General features: G+C 62.4%; 18 protein-coding genes. 8 read left to right on the top strand and 10 right to left on the bottom strand.

The genetic code is table 11. The features are described 5' to 3' along the window. Positions 1-232 precede the first annotated feature (232 nt). The 10 genes from EA795_RS10115 to EA795_RS10070 all read right to left on the bottom strand — a co-directional run bounded on the left by EA795_RS10115 (position 233) and on the right by EA795_RS10070 (position 12,538). A complete protein-coding gene (locus EA795_RS10115; protein ID WP_014851501.1) occupies positions 233-1,726 on the bottom strand; it encodes a sigma-54 interaction domain-containing protein in 1,494 nt (497 codons plus the stop codon). A gap of 10 nt (positions 1,727-1,736) precedes the next feature. Next, positions 1,737-4,316 carry a type VI secretion system ATPase TssH gene (gene tssH, locus EA795_RS10110; protein ID WP_122076978.1) on the bottom strand — a complete coding sequence of 860 codons (2,580 nt, stop codon included), beginning with the start codon at positions 4,314-4,316 and terminating at the stop codon, positions 1,737-1,739. A gap of 4 nt (positions 4,317-4,320) precedes the next feature. After that, positions 4,321-5,337, bottom strand: coding sequence for a type VI secretion system baseplate subunit TssG (gene tssG / locus EA795_RS10105; protein WP_065982991.1), 1,017 nt, complete (start codon positions 5,335-5,337; stop codon positions 4,321-4,323). Next, complete coding sequence (gene tssF / locus EA795_RS10100; protein WP_122076976.1) at positions 5,301-7,091, bottom strand: type VI secretion system baseplate subunit TssF; 1,791 nt, start codon at positions 7,089-7,091, stop codon at positions 5,301-5,303. Before tssF ends, tssG begins: the two co-directional genes overlap by 37 nt. A gap of 7 nt (positions 7,092-7,098) precedes the next feature. After that, the gene (locus tag EA795_RS10095; protein WP_014851505.1) at positions 7,099-7,509 is read right to left on the bottom strand and encodes a DUF2388 domain-containing protein; all 411 of its coding nucleotides are present in this window, start codon (positions 7,507-7,509) and stop codon (positions 7,099-7,101) included. Between the two features lie 3 nt (positions 7,510-7,512). Beyond that, positions 7,513-7,929 (bottom strand): type VI secretion system baseplate subunit TssE, encoded by a 417-nt coding sequence (tssE, locus tag EA795_RS10090; protein ID WP_014851506.1) that lies wholly within the window; start codon positions 7,927-7,929, stop codon positions 7,513-7,515. Between the two features lie 14 nt (positions 7,930-7,943). Further along, complete coding sequence (tssC, locus tag EA795_RS10085; protein WP_058075132.1) at positions 7,944-9,419, bottom strand: type VI secretion system contractile sheath large subunit; 1,476 nt, start codon at positions 9,417-9,419, stop codon at positions 7,944-7,946. Between the two features lie 21 nt (positions 9,420-9,440). Beyond that, positions 9,441-9,947, bottom strand: coding sequence for a type VI secretion system contractile sheath small subunit (tssB, locus tag EA795_RS10080; RefSeq protein ID WP_014851508.1), 507 nt, complete (start codon positions 9,945-9,947; stop codon positions 9,441-9,443). 18 nt (positions 9,948-9,965) lie between these two features. Then, complete coding sequence (gene tssA / locus EA795_RS10075) at positions 9,966-11,519, bottom strand: type VI secretion system protein TssA (protein ID WP_122076973.1); 1,554 nt, start codon at positions 11,517-11,519, stop codon at positions 9,966-9,968. 506 nt (positions 11,520-12,025) lie between these two features. Continuing rightward, positions 12,026-12,538 carry a GNAT family N-acetyltransferase gene (locus EA795_RS10070; RefSeq protein ID WP_115027433.1) on the bottom strand — a complete coding sequence of 171 codons (513 nt, stop codon included), beginning with the start codon at positions 12,536-12,538 and terminating at the stop codon, positions 12,026-12,028. 306 nt (positions 12,539-12,844) lie between these two features. Here EA795_RS10070 and EA795_RS10065 point away from each other — a divergent pair, with 306 nt between their 5' ends. From EA795_RS10065 to tatA, 8 genes are all read left to right on the top strand, one after another. Next, the gene (locus EA795_RS10065) at positions 12,845-14,095 is read left to right on the top strand and encodes an acyl-CoA dehydrogenase family protein (protein ID WP_058075129.1); all 1,251 of its coding nucleotides are present in this window, start codon (positions 12,845-12,847) and stop codon (positions 14,093-14,095) included. 220 nt (positions 14,096-14,315) lie between these two features. Further along, positions 14,316-16,496 (top strand): transcriptional regulator NosR, encoded by a 2,181-nt coding sequence (gene nosR / locus EA795_RS10060; RefSeq protein ID WP_058077811.1) that lies wholly within the window; start codon positions 14,316-14,318, stop codon positions 16,494-16,496. Between the two features lie 75 nt (positions 16,497-16,571). Beyond that, a complete protein-coding gene (gene nosZ, locus EA795_RS10055) occupies positions 16,572-18,488 on the top strand; it encodes a TAT-dependent nitrous-oxide reductase (RefSeq protein ID WP_058075127.1) in 1,917 nt (638 codons plus the stop codon). Positions 18,489-18,648: 160 nt separating this feature from the next. Beyond that, positions 18,649-19,953 (top strand): nitrous oxide reductase family maturation protein NosD, encoded by a 1,305-nt coding sequence (locus EA795_RS10050; protein ID WP_212758003.1) that lies wholly within the window; start codon positions 18,649-18,651, stop codon positions 19,951-19,953. Then, positions 19,950-20,876 (top strand): ABC transporter ATP-binding protein, encoded by a 927-nt coding sequence (locus tag EA795_RS10045; protein WP_014851515.1) that lies wholly within the window; start codon positions 19,950-19,952, stop codon positions 20,874-20,876. Before EA795_RS10050 ends, EA795_RS10045 begins: the two co-directional genes overlap by 4 nt. Beyond that, positions 20,873-21,700 carry an ABC transporter permease gene (locus EA795_RS10040; RefSeq protein ID WP_047306344.1) on the top strand — a complete coding sequence of 276 codons (828 nt, stop codon included), beginning with the start codon at positions 20,873-20,875 and terminating at the stop codon, positions 21,698-21,700. The genes EA795_RS10045 and EA795_RS10040 overlap by 4 nt, the downstream gene beginning before the upstream one ends. A 21-nt stretch (positions 21,701-21,721) precedes the next feature. After that, positions 21,722-22,294 (top strand): nitrous oxide reductase accessory protein NosL, encoded by a 573-nt coding sequence (locus tag EA795_RS10035; protein ID WP_058077829.1) that lies wholly within the window; start codon positions 21,722-21,724, stop codon positions 22,292-22,294. A gap of 29 nt (positions 22,295-22,323) precedes the next feature. Beyond that, positions 22,324-22,506 (top strand): twin-arginine translocase TatA/TatE family subunit, encoded by a 183-nt coding sequence (gene tatA / locus EA795_RS10030; RefSeq protein WP_014851518.1) that lies wholly within the window; start codon positions 22,324-22,326, stop codon positions 22,504-22,506. Positions 22,507-22,767: the final 261 nt, after the last annotated feature.

Raw genomic sequence — 22,767 nt, 5'->3', positions numbered from 1 at the left:
GGTCGGGGGTTTGTCTTTGCGTGGAAGAAAAAGCGGAAGCACACCATGCATTTCTTCACGGCCCAGGGCTGATTGGAGAGCGTTCCCGGCGATCGCCAGGCCCTGCGGCTCGGCGCAGGAGACCTAACTAACCGTGGGAGTGGGTGGCTGTATCGAAAGCGCTGTTCGAGGCGCACCAGCGAAGTCTGGAAGCGATAGAAACTCCACCGGCCGGAGCAGGCAGTGTCGTCGCCTATAGATCCGCCGGGCTGATGTTCAGGCGTTCCATGCGGTAGAGCAGGGTCCGACGGGGCAGGCCAAGTTCGCGTGCGGCTTGGCTCTGGTTGCCTCCATTCTTGCGCAAGCAGTCCATCAACAGGCTTCGCTCGACGCGCTCCATGCGTTCACGCAGATTCATACTGCTATCGAGGCCCGTTTCGACGCGAAAGTTGAAGTGTTCCGGCAACAGCTCGCCGCCTTCACAGAGCAGGACGGCGCGCTCGACCATGGCCTTCAGTTCGCGCACATTGCCGGGAAACGCGTAGCTGGCGAGAAGCTCCAGTGCCGCGTCCGACCAGCGACAGAGGTCGCGTTGGAGAAAGGCACAGCCTTTGTCGGCGAAATGGCGGGCCAGACGCAAGATATCTTCGCCACGCTCGCGCAGGGCCGGCAGCTCGATGGGGAAATTCGAGAGGCGGTAGAAGAGGTCCTCACGAAATCGTCCATCTTCAACTTGTGCGCGCAGGTTGCGGTGAGTGGCGGCGATAATGCGCACGTCGACCTTATGAGTCTTGGTTGAGCCCAGCGGGCGTACTTCTCCCTCCTGCAAGACACGCAGCAGCTTGGCTTGCAGCAACAAGGGCATGTCGCCGATCTCGTCGAGGAAAAGTGTGCCGCCATCCGCTGCGTCGAGAAGGCCGGTGCGGTCCTGCTCGGCTCCGGTGAACGCGCCCTTGCGGTAACCAAACAGCTCGCTTTCCAGCAGGTGCTCAGGGAGCGCCGCGCAGTTCTGCACGACGAAGGCCTTGCTGCGCCGATAGCCGCAGTCATGGATGGCCCGTGCAACCAGGTCCTTGCCGGTGCCGGTTTCCCCGGTCAGCAACACGCTGACCGGGCTATGCAGGACTTTGCCGATCAGTTGATACACCGCGCGCATGTGCAGGCTATCGCCGATCAGGCCATATCCGCTGGCACAGGGGCTGCTTGGCATTACCGATAGTTCCTTACCGCTCGTATGCAACCGCTGCAACAAGTGCAGCTGGGCGATCCCGAAGGTGCCCAGTTGCGCCAGCGAGGCGCTCAAACCCTGAAGGTCCTTTGACTGTGTATGAGCGACGAGCAGAAGGCCGACGACGCGTTGGTGCTCGTCCTGCAGGGGCTGGCAGAGCAGACTACGCCAGGTTTCCTGGATATTGGGCAGGAAGCCCGACGCATGCAGACTGGTGTCGAGCTCGGCAAGGCATAGCGTTCGGTTTTGGCACAGGCAGTACTGCAGCAGCTGCTCGCCATCGTAATCGCTGGACAGGCTCGCTGCCTCCCGTGGCTGCAGCAAGCCGTCGCACCATTCGGCTGCGAGCATCAGGCGCGTGTGGGTGGCATCGAGCAGATAGATCTGGCTCAGCCGACAATCGCTCAGGCGTGCGGCGGTTTCCACCAGCCTGCCGAGCAGGCTTTCCGCGTTGATGGCGCGTGCCAGATCGGCATAGCGCTCGAGCAGGAATTCGGCATGGCGAAGCGAGGGAAGCATTCCGGGCTGCTCAAGCGAACTCACAGATCACAGCTCCTTCGCCATCGAGTGTCGCATGTACCCGCTGCAGGGGTTCGCCACCGGCCATGGCATCGAGCAGACGATCCACTACCAGTGGCTGCAGGTGCTGGTCGATCAGCTGATCAATCAGGCGGGCGCCGCTGTTACCGTTGTCGCAACGTTGAGAGAGGTGCTCGAGCAGTGCCTGCGAGTAACTGAATTGCAACTGGCGTCGAGCCAGGCGTTCGCCAAAACGCGCGAGCTTCAGCGCCACCAGTTCGTTCAGCACCTCGCCATTGACCGGGTAGTACGGCACCACGCGCATGCGTGCCAGCAATGCTGGTTTGAAATGCTGGGTCAATTTCGGGCGAATGGCTTGCTCGAGCGTGCTCACCTCGGGTCGCTGGCCATCGGCACACAGGCTCTCGATGCGATCGCTGGCGAGATTCGACGTCATCAGGATCAGCGTGTTGCGGAAATTGATCACGCGACCTTCGCCATCGTTGGCCACGCCCTTGTCGAAGACCTGATAGAAGACATTCATCACTTCCGGGTCGGCTTTTTCGACTTCATCCAGCAGGATCACGGAATAGGGTTTCTGGCGCACGGCTTCGGTGAGCATGCCGCCTTCGCCATAGCCGACATAGCCCGGTGGGGCGCCGATCAGTCGTGAAACGCTGTGCTTTTCCTGGAATTCGGACATGTTGATGGTGGTCAGGAAGCGCTCGCCGCCATACAGCAGGTCCGCCAGTGCCAGCGCGGTTTCCGTCTTGCCGACGCCGCTGGGGCCGACCAGCAGGAAGACGCCTACCGGCGCGTCGGGTTTGTTCAGGCCGGCAGCCGTGGCGCGCATGGCCCGGTCGAGCGCTTCGACCGCCTGCTTCTGTCCGCGAACGCGGTTGCCGAGATCGTTGGCGAAGGTGATCACCTTGCTGTTGTGCTCGCGCGCCAGCTGCGACAGCGGCACACCGGTCCAGTGACTGATCACCTCGGCGACCAGGCGGGGGCAGACTTCGTGGCTAACCAGCCGTTCCTGTGCCTGCGCTGCAGCCAGCCGTGCCTGGAGCGCTCGCAGATCGGCTTCGAGTTCTTCCAGGCACGTCACCCGTTCGTCGTCCACGCGTGCGGCTGCGCACTGTCTGCGCAGCTCGAGCATTCGCTCGGCCAGTTCACGTTGCTCGGTCCAGCGTGTTTCGATCTGCTCCAGTTCGGTTTGTGCTTTGGCCAGACGAGCGTAGAGGCGATCCAGATTCTGCGTGTCGATTGGCAGCCCGGCCTCCTGGTCGCGCTCCAGCGCCTTATGCTGGCGTTCGCCCTCGGCGATTTCGTTTCTCAGACGTTCCAATATCTCGGGCGCGGCCGCGAGGCTGATGCGCACCCGTGCGCAGGCTGTATCAAGCACGTCCACGGCTTTGTCCGGCAACTGGCGTCCTGCCAGATAGCGTGCGGACAGCTCGGCCGCGGCGACCACCGCGTCATCGCGCAGATAGATGCCGTGACTCTTTTCATAGACCGGCGCCAGACCGCGGAGGATGGTGACGGCTTCGTCGACGCTCGGTTCATGCAGTTGCACGGGCTGAAAGCGCCGCGCCAGCGCAGGGTCTTTCTCGAAGTATTTCTTGTACTCGCTCCAGGTCGTTGCGGCGATGGTACGGAGCTCGCCACGTGCGAGAGCCGGCTTGAGCAGGTTGGCGGCATCTCCGCTGCCGGCCTGGCCGCCAGCGCCGATCAGGGTATGGGCTTCGTCGATGAAAAGGATGATGGGTTTCGGCGAGTTCTTTACTTCATCGATCACGCCCTGAAGACGACGCTCGAACTCGCCCTTGACGCTGGCACCTGCTTGCAGCAGGCCGAGGTCGAGGCACAGCAGTTCGACGCCCTTCAACGCATCGGGCACCTCGCCATGGGCGATGCGCAGTGCCAGCCCTTCGACGATGGCGGTCTTGCCGACACCTGCCTCGCCGACCACGATGGGGTTGTTCTTGCGCCGGCGGGCGAGGATGTCGATCATCTGGCGGATCGCCGCATCGCGGCAGAGTACCGGGTCAAGCTTGCCGTCGCGGGCTTGCTGGGTGAAGTTGTGGGTGAAGCGCTGGAGGTTGGTATCGCCCGGTGCGGCCGGCTGGCCAGCTTGTTGTGGCTGTTGGGCCAGAGCGAATTCGCGCAGGCGTTCGGCATTGAGTTTCGCTAACAGTGGCTGGTAATGGCTGCCGGCATAGCGCAGGGGATTGCGCAGCAACGCCAGAATCAGCGCCGCCTGGTCCACGTGGCTTTGGCCGAGCTCGAGGCTCGCTGCCAGCAGGGCGTCCTGCAGCCATTGCACCAGCTCGCTGGAAAATACCGGGTTGCGCGATTCGCTATTCTCGCCACGAGGCTGCAGCGCCTGGGCCAGTTCGCCCGCATCGACAGCTGCATTCTGCAAGGCCCGCACCAGCAGACCATCGCCGCGCTCCAGCAGGCCGAGCAGCAGGTCCTCCACCAGCACCTTGCTGCCCCCTCGTACGACGCAGCGCTCGGCTGCGGTTTCCAGGTCACGGCGGGTTTCGACATCCAGCGCCTGTACCAGCTGTTGCAAATCGACGTTGATCATCTCGCTATCCTTGTTGAGTGCGGGCCGTTCCCAGCGTGACCAGGCCATCGGCGCGTTCGCGCCCGAGCCAGCTGGTCCAGCCGAGGCGGCAGGTATTGTCCGAGCCGATGCGCAGCTCGCGAATGTCATCGGCGCGCAGTTGCAGGCGCAGGTCGTAGTCGAGCGGGTCGCGCAGGGTGAAGCGCACCAGCGCGCAGAGTGGCTGGTAGCCGTTGCCGATCGGCAGGAATTCGTGAAAGCGATCCCAACTGAGCTGGAGGATGTGGATGCGGAACTTGCCGCCTCGATCGCGCACCTGCTCGCCCAGCACCAAGCTTTCGCCCAGCTCGCTGTTGGCCATGCCCAGCCGGTTGCGCTGCTCCTGCAGAATCTCGACGCGTCGTTCCAGGCATTGCTCGATATGGAGTTCGGCGTGCTTGAAGTAGTAGCGCAGCACCGACTCGATCAGCGCCGCCGAATGGGCTCGCAGGCTGAGCAGCCCGAGGTAGGGCAGCAGACGCTTCCAGTTCAGCTCACTGGCGCCGCGGATGGTTTCGCCACGCAGGCCGATCAGCGCGAACAACTGCGAGGAGAAAGGATCGCGCGCGCCGCTGGTAAAGCGTGCGCGATAGCGATACTTCTGCCAGATCGGAAGCATCAGACGCTGCAGTCGGTTGTTGAACAGATCGAGGAAGGCGCGTGTCGGATTGCCATCCTCGCCGTCACCCAGAGCCTGCTCGCCATAGAATGCCGGCAGCGGCGAGGAAGAGCCGAACAATCCGATCAGATTGACCCGCAGACGCGCGCGCAGCTCGCCCTGCTCCTCGAAGAACTGCACCTGATCGATATCGCTGCCGGGAAAGCCCAGGCTCGGGTTGGCCTCGAACTCCAGACGTTCGTACAGCGATTCGTCATCCAGTTCCGGATGTGCCTTGCGCAGCCTATCCAGCACCAGTAGCACGCCCTGGAACAGGCTGTACTCGCGAATGCCGCGGCGCAACGGATTCAGAGCAACGGTTGTTGACCCATGCGCGGCGTCCATTGATACACCTCTCCCTGTGTGCTCCGTACGCGCAGTTCGTGATACGAATTGAGGCTGGCGTACAGGGCGAAAAATTCATTGAGCACCGAGGCGAAGAGGAACAGGTCGCCTTCGCCGATGAAGCTCTCCAGATCCATGGCCAGGTCGGTTCTCACACCGCGCACCGGCAGGCCGCGGTACAGGCGATCGACATGCTCGTGGGCGATGCCCTTCAGCCCGCCAAGCCGGCGGCGACTGACGCTTTCGGCGTGCTTGTCGTAGTGGCGCGGCAGGTCATAGGTTTCGAGAATGACCTTGAGCGCCTCGACGTTGGCCAGCGACAGGTAGTTCAGCGACATGTTGCTGATCAGCTTCCAAAGGAAATCCTGCTCCAGTGGAGGCGCGTAGCTGGGCGTGACCGCGCTGATGTTGCGGAAGGTGAGGAACTCCGGCGTGTCCTCGCTGGACATGCAGATATCACCGGGCTTGAGTTGGCGCGGCAGGTTCTGGTTGGTGCAGGTCAGCTCGACCGACAGCGTTTCGTGCTGGCTGTGATCGCGCAGGCCGAAACTCAGGTAGGTGTCCTGGCTCTCGCCCAGCAGCGAAGGTTGCTGGCGGATACTGTAGTGCGGGCGCGACAGCGGCACGTCGAAGCTGGGATCGTGCTCGAAGGATTCGAAGTGCACGTATTCCTCGTAGCCCAGACCGCCGGGTTTCCAGCCGGTCACGCGATCCACCGAAAAGACACCGCATTGCTGGGGCACGAACTCGGCGGGGCGCAACAGGTACTGGTCCTGCCGACCGTCGAGGCGAATCGGTGTGGCGTCGTGCTGAAACAGGTTGACCACCGGCGTGCAGTACAGCCGCACGTTATCCAGCGTGGGGCGGATACGTTGAGCACCGGCTTTCTGAATATCGAAGCGCAGCTCCAGGCCGCGCGCCTGCTTGAGCTGTTCTTCCGGTAGACGTGCAAGAATCTCGAGCCCCTTGATGTCGACGAACAGGAACTTCTCGGGGAAGACGAAATATTCCTGCAGGTAGCGATAGCCGCGAAAGGTGTTGAGCGGGTACGGAATCAACGCCTGGTCTTCGGCGAAGCCTACCGGCTCGACCTGCTTGGTGTTCAGTTGCAGGGGGGGCAGAGGTTGCTCGTCCGCTCCCAGCAGCGGCTTGCCCTGATCATCCAGTATCACCACTTCGATACCGCCGAGATGCCGTAGCAGGCCCAGGTACAGCAACTGGCTGATGTAGGGCTCGCCTGCCAGATGCAGACGCAAGCGCTTGAGCCCCACTTCGCCGATATGCCCATCGGCGCTCATCCGAAGATGCAGGCTGAGCAGCGCGCCGTTACCCTTGACCGAGTATTCCAGCGCTTGCAGCGCCAGTGGCAGCACTTCCGTTTCGTAGGCGGTGCGGAACCTGCAAGCCACGCCCTGTACTGGCCGGGACTCGACAGGGGTGTTGCGCGCCACCGTCAGCGCCGGTCCCGGTCGCTTCAGCGGATCGAACTGCAGCATGCTGAATGCCGGCAGCGGGCGCATGTAGTTCGGCCACAGCAGATGCATCAGCGAGTGGGTCAGCTCCGGCAGTTCGTCGTCGAGTTTCTGCCGCAGGCGTCCTGTGAGAAAGGCGAAGCCTTCCAATAGCCGCTCGACATCCGGATCCCGTCCGCTCTGGCCCAGAAAGGGCGCCAGGGCCGGGTTGCGCTCGGCGAACCGCTTGCCGAGCTCGCGCAGGGCGGTGAGTTCGCTCTGGTAGTAATGGTTGAAAGACATGACGGCTTCAGTCCTGTGTGGGAGATGCCAGGACGAGCTGGGCGAACGCCAGGTCGCTTACGGGCGACGTCTGTGTGCGTGATTCGAGTCGATAGGCTCTGAGTGCGTTTTCAAAATAGGCGCCACGCCGCTCGCCACTGCTGGCGACGAAGTACGCCGCGTCGTCGTGGACCAGTTGCGAATAGCGACGACTGTTTTCCTTTGATGTGTCTGTGATGATCGAAAAGGAGCTCACCGCGGCATACAGGGTCAAGGCTGATAATGCGGCGGTCACGATGAATGGGTTGTCGCTGCCAAAAGCACAGCCGCCGCCGATGCAACCTTCCGCATGGGCGGGATTGGCCGATAGCAGTACGGGCAGCAAAAGGCTGACAAGCAGATATTTCTTTCCTGGGCGCATCATTTCCCGGTCATCCATGATTTAGCCGTTGCCTTGAACCTTCACTTGCCCGCTGCCATCCAGGCTGGCGGAGAAGCTGACCTTGCGCTTGATTCCATCGACTTCCAGCAGGCCTTCGATGGCGAAGGCGAGGCGAAGCAGGTCGTGGTCACGGGGCAGGGAAACTACCCGGACCTGACTCAAGCGTGGTTCGTAGGCTTCGATGAAGCGTTCGATGGCGACACGCGCCTGTTGCAACGAGTCGTGCAGCGACAGGCGCATGTCGTTCAAATCGGGTAACCCGTAGTCGGGCAGCGTCTGCACGCTGCCCGCCCGGGTGCTGAGCATCTTGGACAGATGGGTGGCCACCGAGTCCATCGCCGCGATCTCGTGACTCCAGCCCGCGCGCAGGCCGGCATCGCCGGCGAGGCGTTCGAAAAGGCTGCCGTATCCGTTCAAGGCTCAGCTCCTGTTCACTCTTTATCCAGCTTGCCGACCAGCGACAGGGTGAAGTCGGCACCCATGTACTTGAAGTGCGGCCGGACGCTCAGGCTGACTCGGTACCAGCCCGGCTCGCCTTCCACGTCGCTGACGTTGACCTGGGCGGCGCGCAACGGGCGACGGCTGCGCACTTCGGCGCTGGGGTTCTCCTGGTCGGCAACGAACTGGCGAATCCACTTGTTCAGCTCCAGCTCCAGGTCGGTGCGCTCCTTCCAGGCGCCGATCTGCTCGCGCTGCAGCACCTTCAGGTAGTGTGCCAGGCGGTTGACGATGAACAGGTAGGGCAGCTGGGTGCCGAGCTTGTAGTTCAGTTCGGCGGTCTTGCCTTCCTCGCTGTTGCCGAAGAACTTCGGCTTCTGCGCCGAATTGGCGGAGAAGAATGCGGCGTTGTCGCTGCCCTTGCGCATGGTCAGGGCGATGAAGCCTTCTTCGGCCAGCTCGTATTCGCGGCGGTCGGAGACCAGGACCTCGGTTGGAATCTTGGTCTCGATCTCGCCCATGCTTTCGAAATGATGCAGCGGCAGGTCTTCCACCGCGCCACCGCTCTGCGGGCCGATGATGTTCGGACACCAGCGGAACTTGGCGAAGCTGTCGGTCAGGCGGCTGGCGAAGGTATAGGCGGTGTTGCCCCAGAGATAATGCTCGTGGCTGTTGGCGACGTTTTCCTTGTAGACGAAGCTTTTGACCGGGTTGTCTTCGGGGTCATAGGGGTTGCGCAGCAGGAAGCGCGGAACGGTGAGACCCACGTAGCGGGCATCTTCCTGCTCGCGGAAGCTCTGCCACTTGGCGAATTGCGGGCCTTCGAAGTGATCCTTGAGATCCTTCAGGTCAGGCAGCCCGGTGAAGCTTTCCAGGCCGAAGAATTTCGGCCCGGCTGCCGCGACGAAGGGCGCGTGGGACATGCTGGCGACGCTGGCCACATACTGCAGGGTCTTGACGTCGGGTGCGCTCGGGTCAAAGAAATAGTTGGCGATCAGGGCGCCTACCGGCTGGCCGCCGAACTGGCCATACTCGGCGGTATAGATGTGCTTGTAGAGGCCGGACTGGACGATCTCCGGGCTGTCCTCGAAGTCTTCCAGCAGGTCCTGCTTGGAGGCGTTGAGGATCTCCAGCTTGATGTTCTCGCGGAAATTGGTGCGGTCCACCAGCAGTTTGAGGCCGCGCCAGGAGGATTCCAGCGCCTGGAACTCGGGGTGGTGGAGAATCTCGTCCATCTGCCGGCTGAGCTTGGCGTCGATCTCGGCGATCATTCGATCGACCATCGCCTTCTTCACCGGCTCGTTTTCATTCTGCGGTTTGAGCAGTTCCTCGATGAAGGCCGATACGCCGCGCTTGGCGATGTCGTAGGCCTCGTCATCCGGGGTCAGGCGGGTTTCGGCGATGATGCGGTCGAGGATGCCGGCTTCGGCGAAGTTGCCGGTTTCGACGGCGGCTGCGGTTGTAGTCATGGATCAATTCCTTTTGTGGGGTCAGGCGTCCAGCTTGTTCTTGGCGGCGAGGCCCAGCTCGCCGAGTACGCGTTCACGCGAGTCGTCGTCGGAAAGCACGCTCTCGATGGCCTTGCGGAAGGCGGGCGCGTTGCCCAGCGGGCCCTTGAGTGCGACCAGCGCGTCGCGCAATTCCATCAGCTTCTTCAGTTCCGGCACCTGCTCGACCAGGCTGGCGGGGTTGAAGTCCTTCATCGAGTTGATTTTCAGCTGAACGGCCAGGTCTTCGTCGACGGCTTCGTCGTTCAGGCGATTGGGTACGCCCAGGGTCAGGCTCAGCTCCTGCTTGGCCAGGACTTCATCGAAACTGTTCTTGTCGATGGAAATGGGCTTGCGCTCTTCGATCTTGCGATCGTCGGCGCGCTGGGTGAAATCGCCCAGTACCATCAGCTTCAATGGCAGTTCGATTTCTTCCTGGGCATTACCGGTGGCGGGCTTGAAGGTGACGTTGATGCGTTCCTTGGGTGCTACTGAGCCTTCTTTGGCCATGGGTGTTCTCCTTTGCGGTTAATCCAGCACCACTTCGAGGTCGAGGTGGCACAGCCTGCGGTAGATCTCATCCTTGCTTTCACGCGTGGCATGGTTTTGCGGCAGCAGCTCGCAACAGCTGTGCAGCAGACGCAGAATTTCCAGGGCGAGATCGGGTTCCCAGTCGGCAAGGCCAGTGGCCTTGAGGGTCTGGTCGAGGGTTTCCAGCTGGGTCTTCGCCAGCTCGTATTTTTTGGCCTGGTAGCAGAGCCGGGCCAGGGTGAGTTGCCAGAAAAAACGCTCGCGGCCGCCTCGCGCAGTGGCGAGTCCTTTCTTGAGTTGCTGCACGGCGGGCTTGAGTCCGTCCTTGCGCAGTTGCGGCAGTACGTTCTGCAGGGCCTCTTCCCAGGGCGGCGTGGCGCCGTTTGGGATACTGTCTCGTTCGCTGGCTGCCGGCGCCGGATCCAGGGTCGGCAACACCTGAGCGCTGATCCAGGCGCGGGTTTCGGCATCGGCGAACGGGGTTCCGTCGTGAAAGCGCAATTCGTCGAGTCCGGGCAGGCGTTTCAGAAACAGCGCGAGCTGGATCTCGAGTTCACGCATCGCCAGGTCGGCGTTCAGTTCCTGCAGGCACTCCCAGGCAAGGCGCTGGCCGTCCAGCCAGAAGGGCGCGCGGGCGGTGCTGGCTTCCAGATCCACCAGCAGATCGGCATATAGCCCCTGGGAGAAGCGTTCCCGGTAGCTGGCCAGCTTGTCGGCCGGGATGCCGCGCAAGGCGGTGATCTGTTCGGCATTGCGCTCCGGCAGGCTGTCGATCGGTAGCCAGAGCAGGGTGCGCGTCAGGCGCAGCGGCTTGATGTCGGTGGTTTTCTGCTTGAGCCACCAGCTGCACAGCGGGCGTGCCTGGTCCTGCAAGGCGCGCAACTGCTTGTGCGCGTCCTTTTCGTTTTCGACGGTAGGCGAGGTGTTGAAGACCTGCTTGACCTGGGCGATGGCGTTCTCGATGGGCCCCGGTTGTGGTTGCCCCTGGCTGGCCCGCTTGACCATCTCTTCCAGGCGCCGGCCGAGCGGCAGCAGCAGAGGTGCGCTTTCTTCACCCAGATGCTCCCTCAGGCAGGCATCCAGCGCGCGCAGGTCTTCAGCCATCCGGGTGAACAGCCCCAGCTGCTCGCCGATCGGTACATGCTCGGCCACTGCCTGCTCCATGCGCGGTATGAGCCAGGTAAAGGCCGCTATGCGGGTGCGGGATTTTTGCGGGAATAGGGTTTCCCAGCGTTCGCTGCAGAGGTAGCGAAGCATGCCCAGCCCCGCCTGGAGGCCGACGAAGGATTCACGCTGATAGAGACTCCAGGTGAGCCATGCGGCGATACGCAAGTCCTTCGACTGGGTGCGCAGAAGCGCTTCGCTGACTTCGCCTACCTTTTCCCAATCGGTGCCTGCTGTCTCATGCAGGGCCGTGGCCTTGCCCAGTTCGTTTTCCAGTAGTTCATAGTCGCTGCAATAGCGAATATCACTGCCGGAGAACGACACTTCATCAATAGGTAGCTGTGCTACTTGCAGATAATGAGTGGCAAGTTTGTGAGAGTAGGTCATTCCATGACTCAACGATAATTCGGAATTCGAAACGATTCGGCCTGCTTCGAATTACCGGCTGCGCAACTTCCTGCGCACGTTCAATGCGCAATAAGTTGCGCAATTCCTTTTGAGGGGCGCATCCTAGCCCGCTGCTGGCAGGTGGGCAATATGAAGAATGTGAAGCACTTTGCAGGTGCGGGGATTGGCTTGCGACGAGGGCATAACCGATTTTATTCGAGCTTTATTGAATTAATCTGATGGTCGCTAATATCTCCAGTATTGTTGTGAGTCATGGCTTACAAGAAACTGTGAGGCGCTTTAGTTTTTATCGCTGGGTTCTGCAAGTTCTGTGACCAGGCTTGGGTTATTCCGCTGGTGAGCCGTCGCCGCGTCATGTTTGCGACGCGGTGCACTTTCTGGAAGAAGATTCTTCGATAAGGACATAGATCCGTTGTGAAGTGCTCTTCTGGCGCCCATGTTTCAGCTTGGATTAACCGCCCGTGCGGCCAAGTCTTCTGCGAGCTTCATGGGTTTCTGCGCTCCGAGTGAAGCATCAACTGCACCAGTGTCAGGTCCAGCCAGCGGCCGAATTTGCAGCCCACCTGACGCATCTGGCCGACGTGGGTGAAGCCGAGCTGCTGGTGCATATGGATCGAGGCGCGATTCTCGCTTTCGATCGCGCCGACCATCACATGTCGGCCGGCGCTACGGGCGCGCTGGATCAGTTCGCGCATCAGGCTGCGGCCGACGCCGCCGCCGCGCTGGCCCTCGCGTACATACACCGAATGCTCGACGGTATGACGGTAGCCTTCGTGTGGCCGCCAGGGGCCGTAGCTGGCATAGCCGACCACCTGGCCATCATCGTCCAGCGCCACGAGGACCGGGTTGCCCTGTTCCTGGCGTTCGGCAAGCCAGGCACGGCGGTTCGCCAGGTCGACCGGTGAGTCGTTCCAGATCGCCGTGCTGTTCTGCACGGCGTCGTTGTAGATATGCAGGATGCCTTCGAGATCGGCATCCTGGGCGTCACGTATCAGCACATCGAAATCCTTCTGGGTGGTCGGGGGCGCATGGCGTAGAAGACATTGACCTGCTTCCCGGGGCCAAGGTGCCTCGCCTTTTGGCCTGCGGTTGCTCGGCTCAGATTCGAATGCATGCAATTGTCGAACCGAACCAGTCACACGGGCCGTTAGGCCAATTCGTAACGGCAGGCGATGACTTCGGTCAATGTCGGCGCAGCTTTTGCCGGGCTGATCAGGCCCGATTCAGCGTCCTTAGCGTCGTTCGCATTCTGCATGCGGAGGGCTATGGTCAGGCTATCGCATTGCATTTCGAGAGGTTACCGCATGAATTTTGCCTATAGCCCACGCGTGGAAGCGCTGCGCATGCAACTGCGCGCCTTCATGGACGATCACATCGTGCCGCGCATCGGCCTGTGGCACCAGGAGGTGGGGCAGGGGCACTTTCCGGTGCCCTTCATGGCGGACCTGAAGGCACTCGCCCGCTCGGAGGGGCTGTGGAACCTGTTCCTGCCCTCCCTGCAGGCGGATGAGCCCGGCACGGGCTTGAGCAACCTCGAATACGCGCCGCTGGCGGAAATCATGGGGCGCGTGCACTGGGCGTCCGAGGTGTTCAACTGCAACGCGCCGGATACCGGCAACATGGAGCTGCTGCACCTGTTCGCCACGCCAGAGCAACGCGAGCGCTGGCTCAAGCCGTTGCTCGAAGGCGAGATTCGCTCGGCGTTCGCCATGACCGAGCCGGACGTGCCGTCCTCGGATGCCACCAACATCCAGACGCTGATCCGCCGCGACGGCGACGAGTACGTGATCAACGGGCGCAAGTGGTTCATCACCAACGCCTCGCACCCCGACTGCCGGCTGCTGATCGTGATGGGCAAGACCGATCCGCAAGCCGACACGCACCACCAGCAGAGCATGATCCTGGTGCCCTTCGATACGCCTGGTGTCGAGCTGGTGCGCAACATCCCGGTGATGAACCACATCGCTCCCGAGGGCCACAGCGAGCTGGTGCTGCGCAACGTGCGGGTTCCGCTTGGCAACCTGTTGGGCCGGGAGGGCGAGGGCTTCATGATGGCGCAGGCGCGCCTCGGGCCGGGGCGCATCCACCATTGCATGCGTTCGATCGGCATGGCAGAGCTGGCGCTGGAATTGATGATCGAGCGCTGCCAGGAGCGCAAGGCGTTCGGCCGCTACCTGCAGCAGTATTCCAACATCGCAGACCGGATCGCCGAATCGCGTATCGAGATCGAGCAGGCGCGCCTGCTGGTACTGAAGACCGCCTGGATGATCGACGAAGTGGGAGCGAAGGCAGCCCGCAAGGAGATCGCCATGATCAAGGCGTTGGTGCCGCGCATGCATACACGGGTGGTCGACCGGGCCATGCAGGCGTACGGCGCCATGGGTCTGACACCGGATACGCCATTGGCCGACATGTGGACCGGCGGCCGCGCGCTGCGTTTTGCTGATGGTCCCGACGAGGTCCATCTGCGCAGCATCGCGCGCATGGAGATCAAGGCCAGCGAAGCGAATCGAGGTGCAACCGCGGCCTACCTGACGCCGCCTGGACGGAAGTGAACGACGGTGATGCGGGCGGCTCCCCAGGCGGCGCCGCTTCGGCCGGGAGACAGTGCAGAGGATATCGTCTAGGCTGAGTCTCACGTGACTAAGCGGCACGGCATTGACTTGGCGCAATGAAACAGCTCCCAAGGACGTGAGGTTGATCAGCGTCAAGGATGGCTTGGGGCGCCATCCCTAACATGGCGACTACATCCAGCAGTGGAAGTAAGGTAAATCCATGAAACCCCTAGGTTTTGCAGTCGTTGGCACCTCGCGCCGCTGGGTAGCTGGCTTTACGATCCTCCTGGCTTTGATGTTCTGTGTATCCGTGGCACAGGCAAAAGAGTACGAAGCAGAGCAGCAACGCATCGAGTTGCTTTTCCCGAAAGTCACCGAAATTTCCGAGCCCGAGGGCGAGTACCAGGTGCGCACCCTTGCGGACGGGGTGGGCACGATCTACGGGTACGCCTTCCAGAGCATCAACGTCACGGACATGCCGGCCTACTCCGGCAAGCCGATCAACATGCAGATCCTGCTCGACCCCAAGGGCGTCATCGTCGATGCCTACATGCTCGAGCACCACGAACCCATCGTGCTCATCGGTATTCCCGAGCAGAAGGTTCACGACTTCAACGCCAACTACAGCGGCATCCACGTCGACCAGCGCGTGGTAGTCGGTCGTTCCAGCGACAAGAGCGCGGTCACGGTCGACGCCGTTACCGGCGCCACCGTGACCGTGATGGTGATCAACGAGATCGTCATGCGTGCGGCCCACACCGTGGCGGTGGATCTGGGGCTGGTCGAGGCGGGGGCCACCGCGCGACCCAAGCCGGCGCTGGTGCGCGAGGACGTCTTCCAGCCGACCAGCTGGACCGAGCTGGTGGGCAATGGCGCCATCCGCCGCATGCACCTGACCCGTGGCCAGGTCGACGATGCCTTCAAGGGCACCGAGGCCGAGGGTGTCGACGTTGCCGCGGCGGAACAGCGCGACGAAACCTTCATCGATCTCTACGCCACGCACCTGAACCCGCCGACCATCGGCCGCAACCTGCTGGGCGAGCGCCAGTACGCCGATCTGATGGCGAACCTCAAGCCGGGCGAGCATGCCTTCGCGGTGCTGGCCAACGGCGAATACTCATTCAAGGGCTCGGGTTACGTGCGTGGCGGCATCTTCGATCGGGTGCAGCTGCGCCAGTTCGGCGACACCATCAGCTTCCGCGACCTGGACTTCATCCGTCTATCCGACGTGTATGCCGAAGGCATGCCGGAATTCTTCGAGATGGCGATCTTCACTGCCCGCGAGCAGTATCGCTTCGATCCGGGCTCGCCCTGGAACCTCGAGCTTCTGGTGCGTCGCCAGGTCGGCCCGGTGGAGAGCATCTTCACCAGCTTCGAGATGCCCTACGTGATGCCCGAGGAGTACATCGAGCGGGTGCCGCTGACCGCCGAAGAGCTGGCCGCCATCGAGGAAGCCAACCGGCCGCTGTGGGTCAACATCTGGTACCAGAAGAGCTTCCAGGTGGGGGTGATCCTGGTCGCGCTGGCGCTGCTGACGGTCATCCTCTTCCTGCAGGACAAGTTCACCCAGCATCCCAACTTCCTCAAGCGGCTGCGCCATGGCTACCTGGTCTTCACCGTGGTGTTCATCGGCTGGTATGCCCTGGGGCAACTGTCGGTGGTCAACGTGCTGACCTTCGTCCATGCGCTGGTGCAGGACTTCCGCTGGGAGCTGTTCCTGACCGATCCGGTGATCTTCATTCTCTGGGTATTCACCGCCGCCAGCATCCTGCTGTGGGGGCGTGGCGTGTTCTGCGGCTGGCTGTGCCCCTTCGGCGCCCTGCAGGAGCTGATCAACGAGGCCGCGCGCAAGCTGAAGATTCCCCAGTACGACCTGCCCTTCGGCGTTCACGAGCGGCTCTGGGCCATCAAGTACATCGTGCTGCTGGTGCTGTTCGGCATCTCGCTGGAATCCATGATGATGGCCGAGAAGGCCGCCGAGATCGAACCCTTCAAGACCGCCATCACGCTGAAGTTCGACCGCCAGTGGTGGTTCGTCGCCTACGCGGTATTCCTGCTGGTAATCAACATCTTCACCCGCAAGGTCTATTGCCGCTACGTCTGCCCGCTGGGCGCGGGGCTGGCGATCACCGGACGCTTCCGGCTGTTCGACTGGCTCAAGCGGCGCAAGGAATGCGGCAACCCCTGTCAGATCTGTGCCAACGAATGCGAAGTGCAGGCGATTCATCCGGACGGGCATATCAACCACAACGAATGCCATTACTGCCTGGACTGCCAGATGACCTACCACAACGAAAACAAGTGCCCACCGCTTATTCAGAAGAACAAGCGCAAGAAGCGCGACAAGAAAGCGCCGGTCGGGGCCGAGCTGATCCCTGTAGTGCAAGTGGTGGAACCCTGAGTGATCGCCACCGGGCGAAACGCTCAAAACTGGTCGGTCGACCGTGTTGAAGATGTTCAATTAGGAGCAAAACCCATGAGCGACAATGATTCCAAGAACACCCCGCAAACGCTGGAGAAGAACGGCCTGAGTCGCCGCGGCTTCCTCGGCGCCAGTGCCCTGACCGGTGCCGCGGTGGCGGCCACTGCCCTGGGTGGTGCCGTCATGAGCCGTGAAAGCTGGGCGGCAGCCGTTAAGGACGCACAATCCAAGATTCACGTCGGCCCGGGCGAACTGGACGAGTACTACGGCTTCTGGTCCGGCGGTCACCAGGGCGAAGTCCGCGTGCTGGGCGTACCGTCCATGCGCGAGCTGATGCGTATTCCGGTGTTCAACGTCGACTCCGCCACCGGCTGGGGCCTGACCAACGAAAGCCGCGCGATCATGGGCGACAGCGCCAAGTTCCTGAATGGCGACTGCCACCACCCGCACATCTCCATGACCGACGGCAAGTACGACGGCAAGTACCTGTTCATCAACGACAAGGCCAACAGCCGCGTCGCGCGTATCCGCCTCGACATCATGAAGTGCGACAAGATGATCACCGTGCCGAACGTGCAGGCGATCCACGGTCTGCGTCTGCAGAAGGTGCCGCACACCAAGTATGTCTTCGCCAACGCCGAATTCATCATCCCGCACCCGAACGATGGCAAGGTCTTCGACCTGCAGGACGAGAACAGCTACACCATGTACAACGCCATCGATGCGGAAAGCATGGAGATGGCCTTCCAGGTGATCGTCGACGGCAACCTCGACAACACCGACGCCGACTACACCGGCCGCTTCGCCGCCGCCACCTGCTACAACTCGGAGAAGGCTTTCGACCTGGGCGGGATGATGCGTAACGAGCGTGACTGGGTGGTGGTATTCGACATCCACGCGATCGAAAAAGCCGTCAAGGCTGGCAAGTTCATCACCTTGGGCGACTCCAAGGTACCGGTGGTCGATGGGCGCAAGAAGGACGGCAAGAACAGCGAGTTCACCCGCTACGTGCCGGTGCCGAAGAACCCCCATGGCCTGAACACCTCGTCCGATGGCAAGTACTTCATCGCCAACGGCAAGCTGTCGCCGACCTGCTCGATGATCGCCATCGACATGCTGCCCGACCTGTTCGCCGGCAAGCTGAAGGACGAGCGTGACGTGGTGGTCGGTGAGCCGGAACTGGGTCTCGGCCCGCTGCACACCACCTTCGACGGTCGCGGCAACGCCTACACCACGCTGTTCATCGACAGCCAGGTGGTCAAGTGGAACATGGAAGAGGCCCGTCGCGCCTACAAGGGCGAGAAGGTCAACTACATCAAGCAGAAGCTCGACGTGCACTACCAGCCGGGCCACCTGCACGCCTCGCTGTGCGAAACCAGCGAAGCCGACGGCAAATGGCTGGTGGCGCTGTCCAAGTTCTCCAAGGACCGCTTCCTGCCTACCGGCCCGCTGCACCCGGAAAACGATCAGCTGATCGATATCTCCGGCGACGAGATGAAGCTGGTGCACGACGGCCCGACTTTCGCCGAGCCGCACGACTGCATCATGGCCCGCCGCGATCAGATCAAGACCAAGAAGATCTGGGACCGCAACGATCCGTTCTTCGCGCCGACCGTGAAGATGGCCGAGAAGGACGGTATCAACCTGACTACCGACAACAAGGTCATCCGCGACGGCAACAAGGTCCGTGTCTACATGACCTCCATGGCGCCGGCCTACGGCATCACCGACTTCACCGTGAAGCAGGGTGACGAAGTGACTGTCGTGGTGACCAACATCGACCAGATCGAAGACGTCTCCCACGGCTTCGTGGTGGTCAACCATGGCGTGAGCATGGAGATCAGCCCGCAGCAGACCTCGTCCATCACCTTCGTGGCGGACAAGCCCGGCCTGCACTGGTACTACTGCAGCTGGTTCTGCCACGCGCTGCACATGGAGATGGTCGGCCGCATGATCGTCGAACCGGCCTGAGGCCCGGTGTTGGTCGTGGGAGCGGTGGATGATGCCATCGCGCAGCATGGCGCCGAGTCGCTCCCATGATCATTTCCAACCCGGCGAACTGGCTTCGCCGGGTTTCCGAACCCCGCCTGACGCTGAAGAGAAGGTAATTGATGTGCTCAGATTTCAGGCTATGCGTGCGTGCTACACCCTGGCGCTTACCGCGCTCATGATTCCCGCGGGATCCGCCCTGGCGGAACCGCAACCGCTCACCTCGCTGCCGCTGCAAGCGCAGGGCGAGAACCGCTGGACACTGCCCGCCGGCGAATACATCGGGCAATTCATCATCGATCAACCGCTGGCGCTGCACTGCGCGCCGGGTGCGGTGATCAAGGCACCGGGGCAAGGCAACGTCCTGACAGTGCGCGCAGCGAACGTGACCATCGAGGGGTGCGCGCTGCGTGACTGGGGGCGCGACCTCACGGCGATGAACGCGGCGATCTTCCTCGAACCGACCGCCACCGGCGCGCAGATTCGCAACAACGACCTGCAAGGGCCGGGCTTCGGCATCTGGGCCGATCGCAATCGTGACCTGCTGGTCGAAGGCAACCGTATCGAGGGCGACCTCGGCCTGCGTTCCCAGGATCGCGGCAACGGCATCCACCTGTTCTCCGTGCGCGGTGCTCGAGTCATCGACAACCATGTCTGGAACACCCGCGACGGCATCTACATCGACAACTCCAACGGCAACAGCATCGAGCGCAACCTGTTCGAGGACCTGCGCTACGGCGTGCACTACATGTTCTCCCATGAGAACCGCGTGATCGCCAACGTCACCCGCCGCACCCGCACCGGTTACGCGCTGATGCAGAGCCGCAAACTGACCGTGATCGGCAACCGCTCCGAGCACGATCAGAACTACGGCATCCTGATGAACTACATCACCTACTCGACCCTCAAGGACAATTTCGTCACCGATGTCGAGCGTGGCGATACCGGTGGCGACAGCATGATCAGCGGCGGTGAAGGCAAGGCGCTGTTCATCTACAACTCGCTGTTCAACACCATCGAGAACAACCACTTCCAGCGCAGCGATCTGGGTATCCATCTGACCGCCGGCTCGGAAGACAACCGTATTTCCAGCAACGCCTTCGTCGGCAACGCGCAGCAGGTCAAGTACGTCGCCATACGGACCCAGGAGTGGTCGGTCGACGGGCGCGGCAACTACTGGAGCGACTACCTGGGCTGGGACCGCAACGAAGACGGCCTGGGCGACATCGCCTACGAGCCCAACGACAACGTCGATCGCCTGCTGTGGATGTATCCGCAGGTGCGTCTGCTGATGAACAGCCCGAGCATCGAAGTGCTGCGCTGGGTGCAGCGCGCGTTTCCGGTGATCAAGTCACCGGGCGTACAGGACAGCCATCCGTTGATGAAGCCACCTACCCGAGGCGTGACAGAGGAACCGATGAACACAACGCAGAGGCCCCACTCATGAATGCCGTCGAGATCCAGGGCGTCAGCCAGCGTTACGGCAACATGACCGTGTTGCATGATTTGAACCTGAACCTCGGCGAAGGCGAGGTGCTGGGACTGTTCGGCCATAACGGCGCCGGCAAGACCACCAGCATGAAACTGATTCTCGGCCTGTTGCAGGCCAGCGAAGGACGCGTCCAGGTACTGGGTCGCGATCCGCGCACCACCGACGTGCGCCGTCACCTGGGCTATCTGCCGGAGAACGTCACCTTCTATCCGCAACTGACGGGGCGCGAGACCCTGCGTCATTTCGCGCGCCTGAAGAGCACGCCGCTGGGCCAGGTGGACGATCTGCTCGAGCAGGTCGGCCTCGCCCACGCCGCCGATCGCCGCGTGAAGACCTATTCCAAGGGCATGCGCCAGCGGCTCGGCCTGGCGCAGGCGGTGCTCGGCGAGCCGCGCCTGCTGCTGCTCGACGAACCTACCGTGGGGCTCGACCCCATCGCCACCCAGGAGCTCTACCTGCTGATCGATCGGCTGCGCCAGACGGGTACCAGCGTGATCCTCTGTTCCCACGTGCTGCCCGGCGTGGAGGCGCATATCAACCGTGCGGCGATTCTCGCCAAGGGGCGCCTGCAGGCCATCGGCAGCCTCAAGCAGCTGCGCAGCGAGGCCGGCCTGCCGGTGCGTATCCGCGCCAGTGGCATCAGTCAGAGCGAGGCCTGGCTGGAGCGCTGGGCCAATGCGGGGCACTCGGCGCAGCGTCTCGGCGAGGATGGCGTCGAGGTGATCGCCATCAACGGCCACAAGCTGCCGTTGCTGCGTGAGCTGCTCGGGGAAAGCGAACCCGACGATGTGGAAATCCACCAGCCTTCGCTGGAGGATCTGTACCGCTATTACATGGAGCGCGCCGGCGATGTGCAGGCCGCGGAGGGCAGGGTATGAACCAGGTCTGGAACATCGCCCGCAAGGAACTCAGCGATGGCCTGCGCAACCGCTGGCTGCTGGCCATCAGCCTGTTGTTCGCGGTGCTGGCCGTGGGGATCGCCTGGCTCGGTGCGGCCGCCTCGGGGCAGGTGGGGTTCACCTCGATCCCGGCGACCATCGCCAGCCTGGCCAGCCTGGCCACCTTCCTGATGCCGCTGATCGCGCTGCTGCTGGCCTATGACGCCATCGTCGGCGAGGACGAAGGCGGCACGCTGATGCTGCTGCTGACCTACCCGCTGGGGCGCGGCGAGATCCTGCTCGGCAAGTTCGTCGGCCACGGGCTGATCCTTGCCCTGGCGGTGTTGATCGGCTTCGGCGGCGCCGCTCTGGCCATCGCCCTGCTGGTCGAGGATATCGAGCTGGGCCTGCTGCTCTGGGCCTTCGGTCGCTTCATGGTTTCCTCCACGCTGCTGGGCTGGGTGTTCCTTGCCCTGGCTTACGTGCTCAGCGGCAAGGTCAACGAGAAATCCAGCGCCGCCGGCCTGGCGCTGGGGATCTGGTTCCTGTTCGTGCTGGTGTTCGACCTGGTGCTGCTGGCGCTGCTGGTGCTCAGCGAAGGCAAGTTCAGCCCCGAGTTGCTGCCCTGGCTGCTGCTGCTCAACCCCACCGACATCTACCGGCTGATCAACCTGTCCGGCTTCGAAGGCGGCGGCGCCATGGGCGTGCTGTCGCTGGGCGGCGACCTGCCCGTGCCGAACGCCGTGCTCTGGCTCTGCCTGTTGGCCTGGGCAGGCGCATCGCTGCTGCTGGCCTATGGCATCTTCCGTCGGCGCCTGGCCTGACTTTCTGGAGGGAAACGAATGATGAACAATCTGTACCGTACCGGCGGCCAGGCGCTGCTCGCGATGCTCCTGGCATTCGGGCTGGCCGCCTGTGGCGACAAGCAAGAAGTCCAGCAATCGCTCGACCCGGTGGCTTTCCATGAAAGTGACGAATGCCACGTCTGCGGCATGATCATCGCCGACTTTCCCGGCCCGAAAGGCCAGGCGGTGGATAAGGCTGGCGTGAAGAAATTCTGCTCCACCGCCGAGATGCTCGGCTGGTACCTGCAGCCGGAAAACAAGCTGCTCGATGCCAAGCTCTACGTGCATGACATGGGCAAGAGCGAATGGGCGCACCCCAGCGACGAGCACCTGATCGACGCCCGCACGGCCTGGTACGTCGCCGGTACGCCGCTCAAGGGCGCCATGGGTGTCTCCCTGGCCAGTTTCGCCGATGAGCAGCAGGCGCAGCAGCTTGCTGCCGAGCATGGCGGACGGGTGCTGCGCTTCGAAGAGATCGACCATGCGGTGCTGCAGCAGGGCGCGGACATGCAGCACCACGACATGCATGAGCACATGTCCGAAACCGAACACAACGATCACGCGGGTCATTGACCGCATTCGACGCAATCGAGGTAAGCAAAATGATGGGTATCAGCATCTGGCAGCTTCTGATCATTCTTCTGATCGTGGTCATGCTGTTCGGCACCAAGCGCCTGCGTGGCCTGGGCTCGGATCTGGGCAGCGCGATCGCGGGCTTTCGCAAGTCGGTGAGCGAGGGTGAAAGCACGGCCCAGGTGGAGCCGGTCAAGCCGGAGCTCAAGTAAGTATCTTGCTTCGGGTTCACCGAAGGGTGAACCCGGCCTGCTGAGGTCACCCCTTCGCCTGGCATCCGCCGGGCATCTGTCGTCTTGCCTGAGACGCCCTTTCTCGCAGAGGAAAGTGCATCCAATCCATCAGGCTCGCAGCCCATTTGCATGCGGGTGCATCACGATGGGTATCGCTTCGCTCAACGCCATCCTACGATGCTGCTCGTCGGCAGGGCGCCATGGCCATATGCCATATTTTGTCCCGCCGACTGTCGCTTT

This window comes from Stutzerimonas nitrititolerans (genome assembly GCF_003696285.1).
Taxonomy (GTDB): domain Bacteria; phylum Pseudomonadota; class Gammaproteobacteria; order Pseudomonadales; family Pseudomonadaceae; genus Stutzerimonas; species Stutzerimonas nitrititolerans.
Note: the sequence above shows the minus strand (reverse complement) of the source record. Positions and strands in the feature narration are given on the sequence as shown.

Excerpts from the sequence above, each read along its gene's own strand:
- EA795_RS10115 (WP_014851501.1), bottom strand. The coding sequence starts at position 1,726 with ATGCTTCCCTCGCTTCGCCATGCCGAATTCCTGCTCGAGCGCTATGCC.
- tssH (WP_122076978.1), bottom strand. The coding sequence starts at position 4,316 with ATGATCAACGTCGATTTGCAACAGCTGGTACAGGCGCTGGATGTCGAA.
- tssG (WP_065982991.1), bottom strand. The coding sequence starts at position 5,337 with ATGGACGCCGCGCATGGGTCAACAACCGTTGCTCTGAATCCGTTGCGC.
- tssF (WP_122076976.1), bottom strand. The coding sequence starts at position 7,091 with ATGTCTTTCAACCATTACTACCAGAGCGAACTCACCGCCCTGCGCGAG.
- EA795_RS10095 (WP_014851505.1), bottom strand. The coding sequence starts at position 7,509 with ATGGATGACCGGGAAATGATGCGCCCAGGAAAGAAATATCTGCTTGTC.
- tssC (WP_058075132.1), bottom strand. The coding sequence starts at position 9,419 with ATGACTACAACCGCAGCCGCCGTCGAAACCGGCAACTTCGCCGAAGCC.
- tssB (WP_014851508.1), bottom strand. The coding sequence starts at position 9,947 with ATGGCCAAAGAAGGCTCAGTAGCACCCAAGGAACGCATCAACGTCACC.
- tssA (WP_122076973.1), bottom strand. The coding sequence starts at position 11,519 with ATGACCTACTCTCACAAACTTGCCACTCATTATCTGCAAGTAGCACAG.
- EA795_RS10065 (WP_058075129.1), top strand. The coding sequence starts at position 12,845 with ATGAATTTTGCCTATAGCCCACGCGTGGAAGCGCTGCGCATGCAACTG.
- nosR (WP_058077811.1), top strand. The coding sequence starts at position 14,316 with ATGAAACCCCTAGGTTTTGCAGTCGTTGGCACCTCGCGCCGCTGGGTA.
- nosZ (WP_058075127.1), top strand. The coding sequence starts at position 16,572 with ATGAGCGACAATGATTCCAAGAACACCCCGCAAACGCTGGAGAAGAAC.
- EA795_RS10050 (WP_212758003.1), top strand. The coding sequence starts at position 18,649 with ATGCGTGCGTGCTACACCCTGGCGCTTACCGCGCTCATGATTCCCGCG.
- EA795_RS10045 (WP_014851515.1), top strand. The coding sequence starts at position 19,950 with ATGAATGCCGTCGAGATCCAGGGCGTCAGCCAGCGTTACGGCAACATG.
- EA795_RS10040 (WP_047306344.1), top strand. The coding sequence starts at position 20,873 with ATGAACCAGGTCTGGAACATCGCCCGCAAGGAACTCAGCGATGGCCTG.
- EA795_RS10035 (WP_058077829.1), top strand. The coding sequence starts at position 21,722 with ATGAACAATCTGTACCGTACCGGCGGCCAGGCGCTGCTCGCGATGCTC.
- tatA (WP_014851518.1), top strand. The coding sequence starts at position 22,324 with ATGATGGGTATCAGCATCTGGCAGCTTCTGATCATTCTTCTGATCGTG.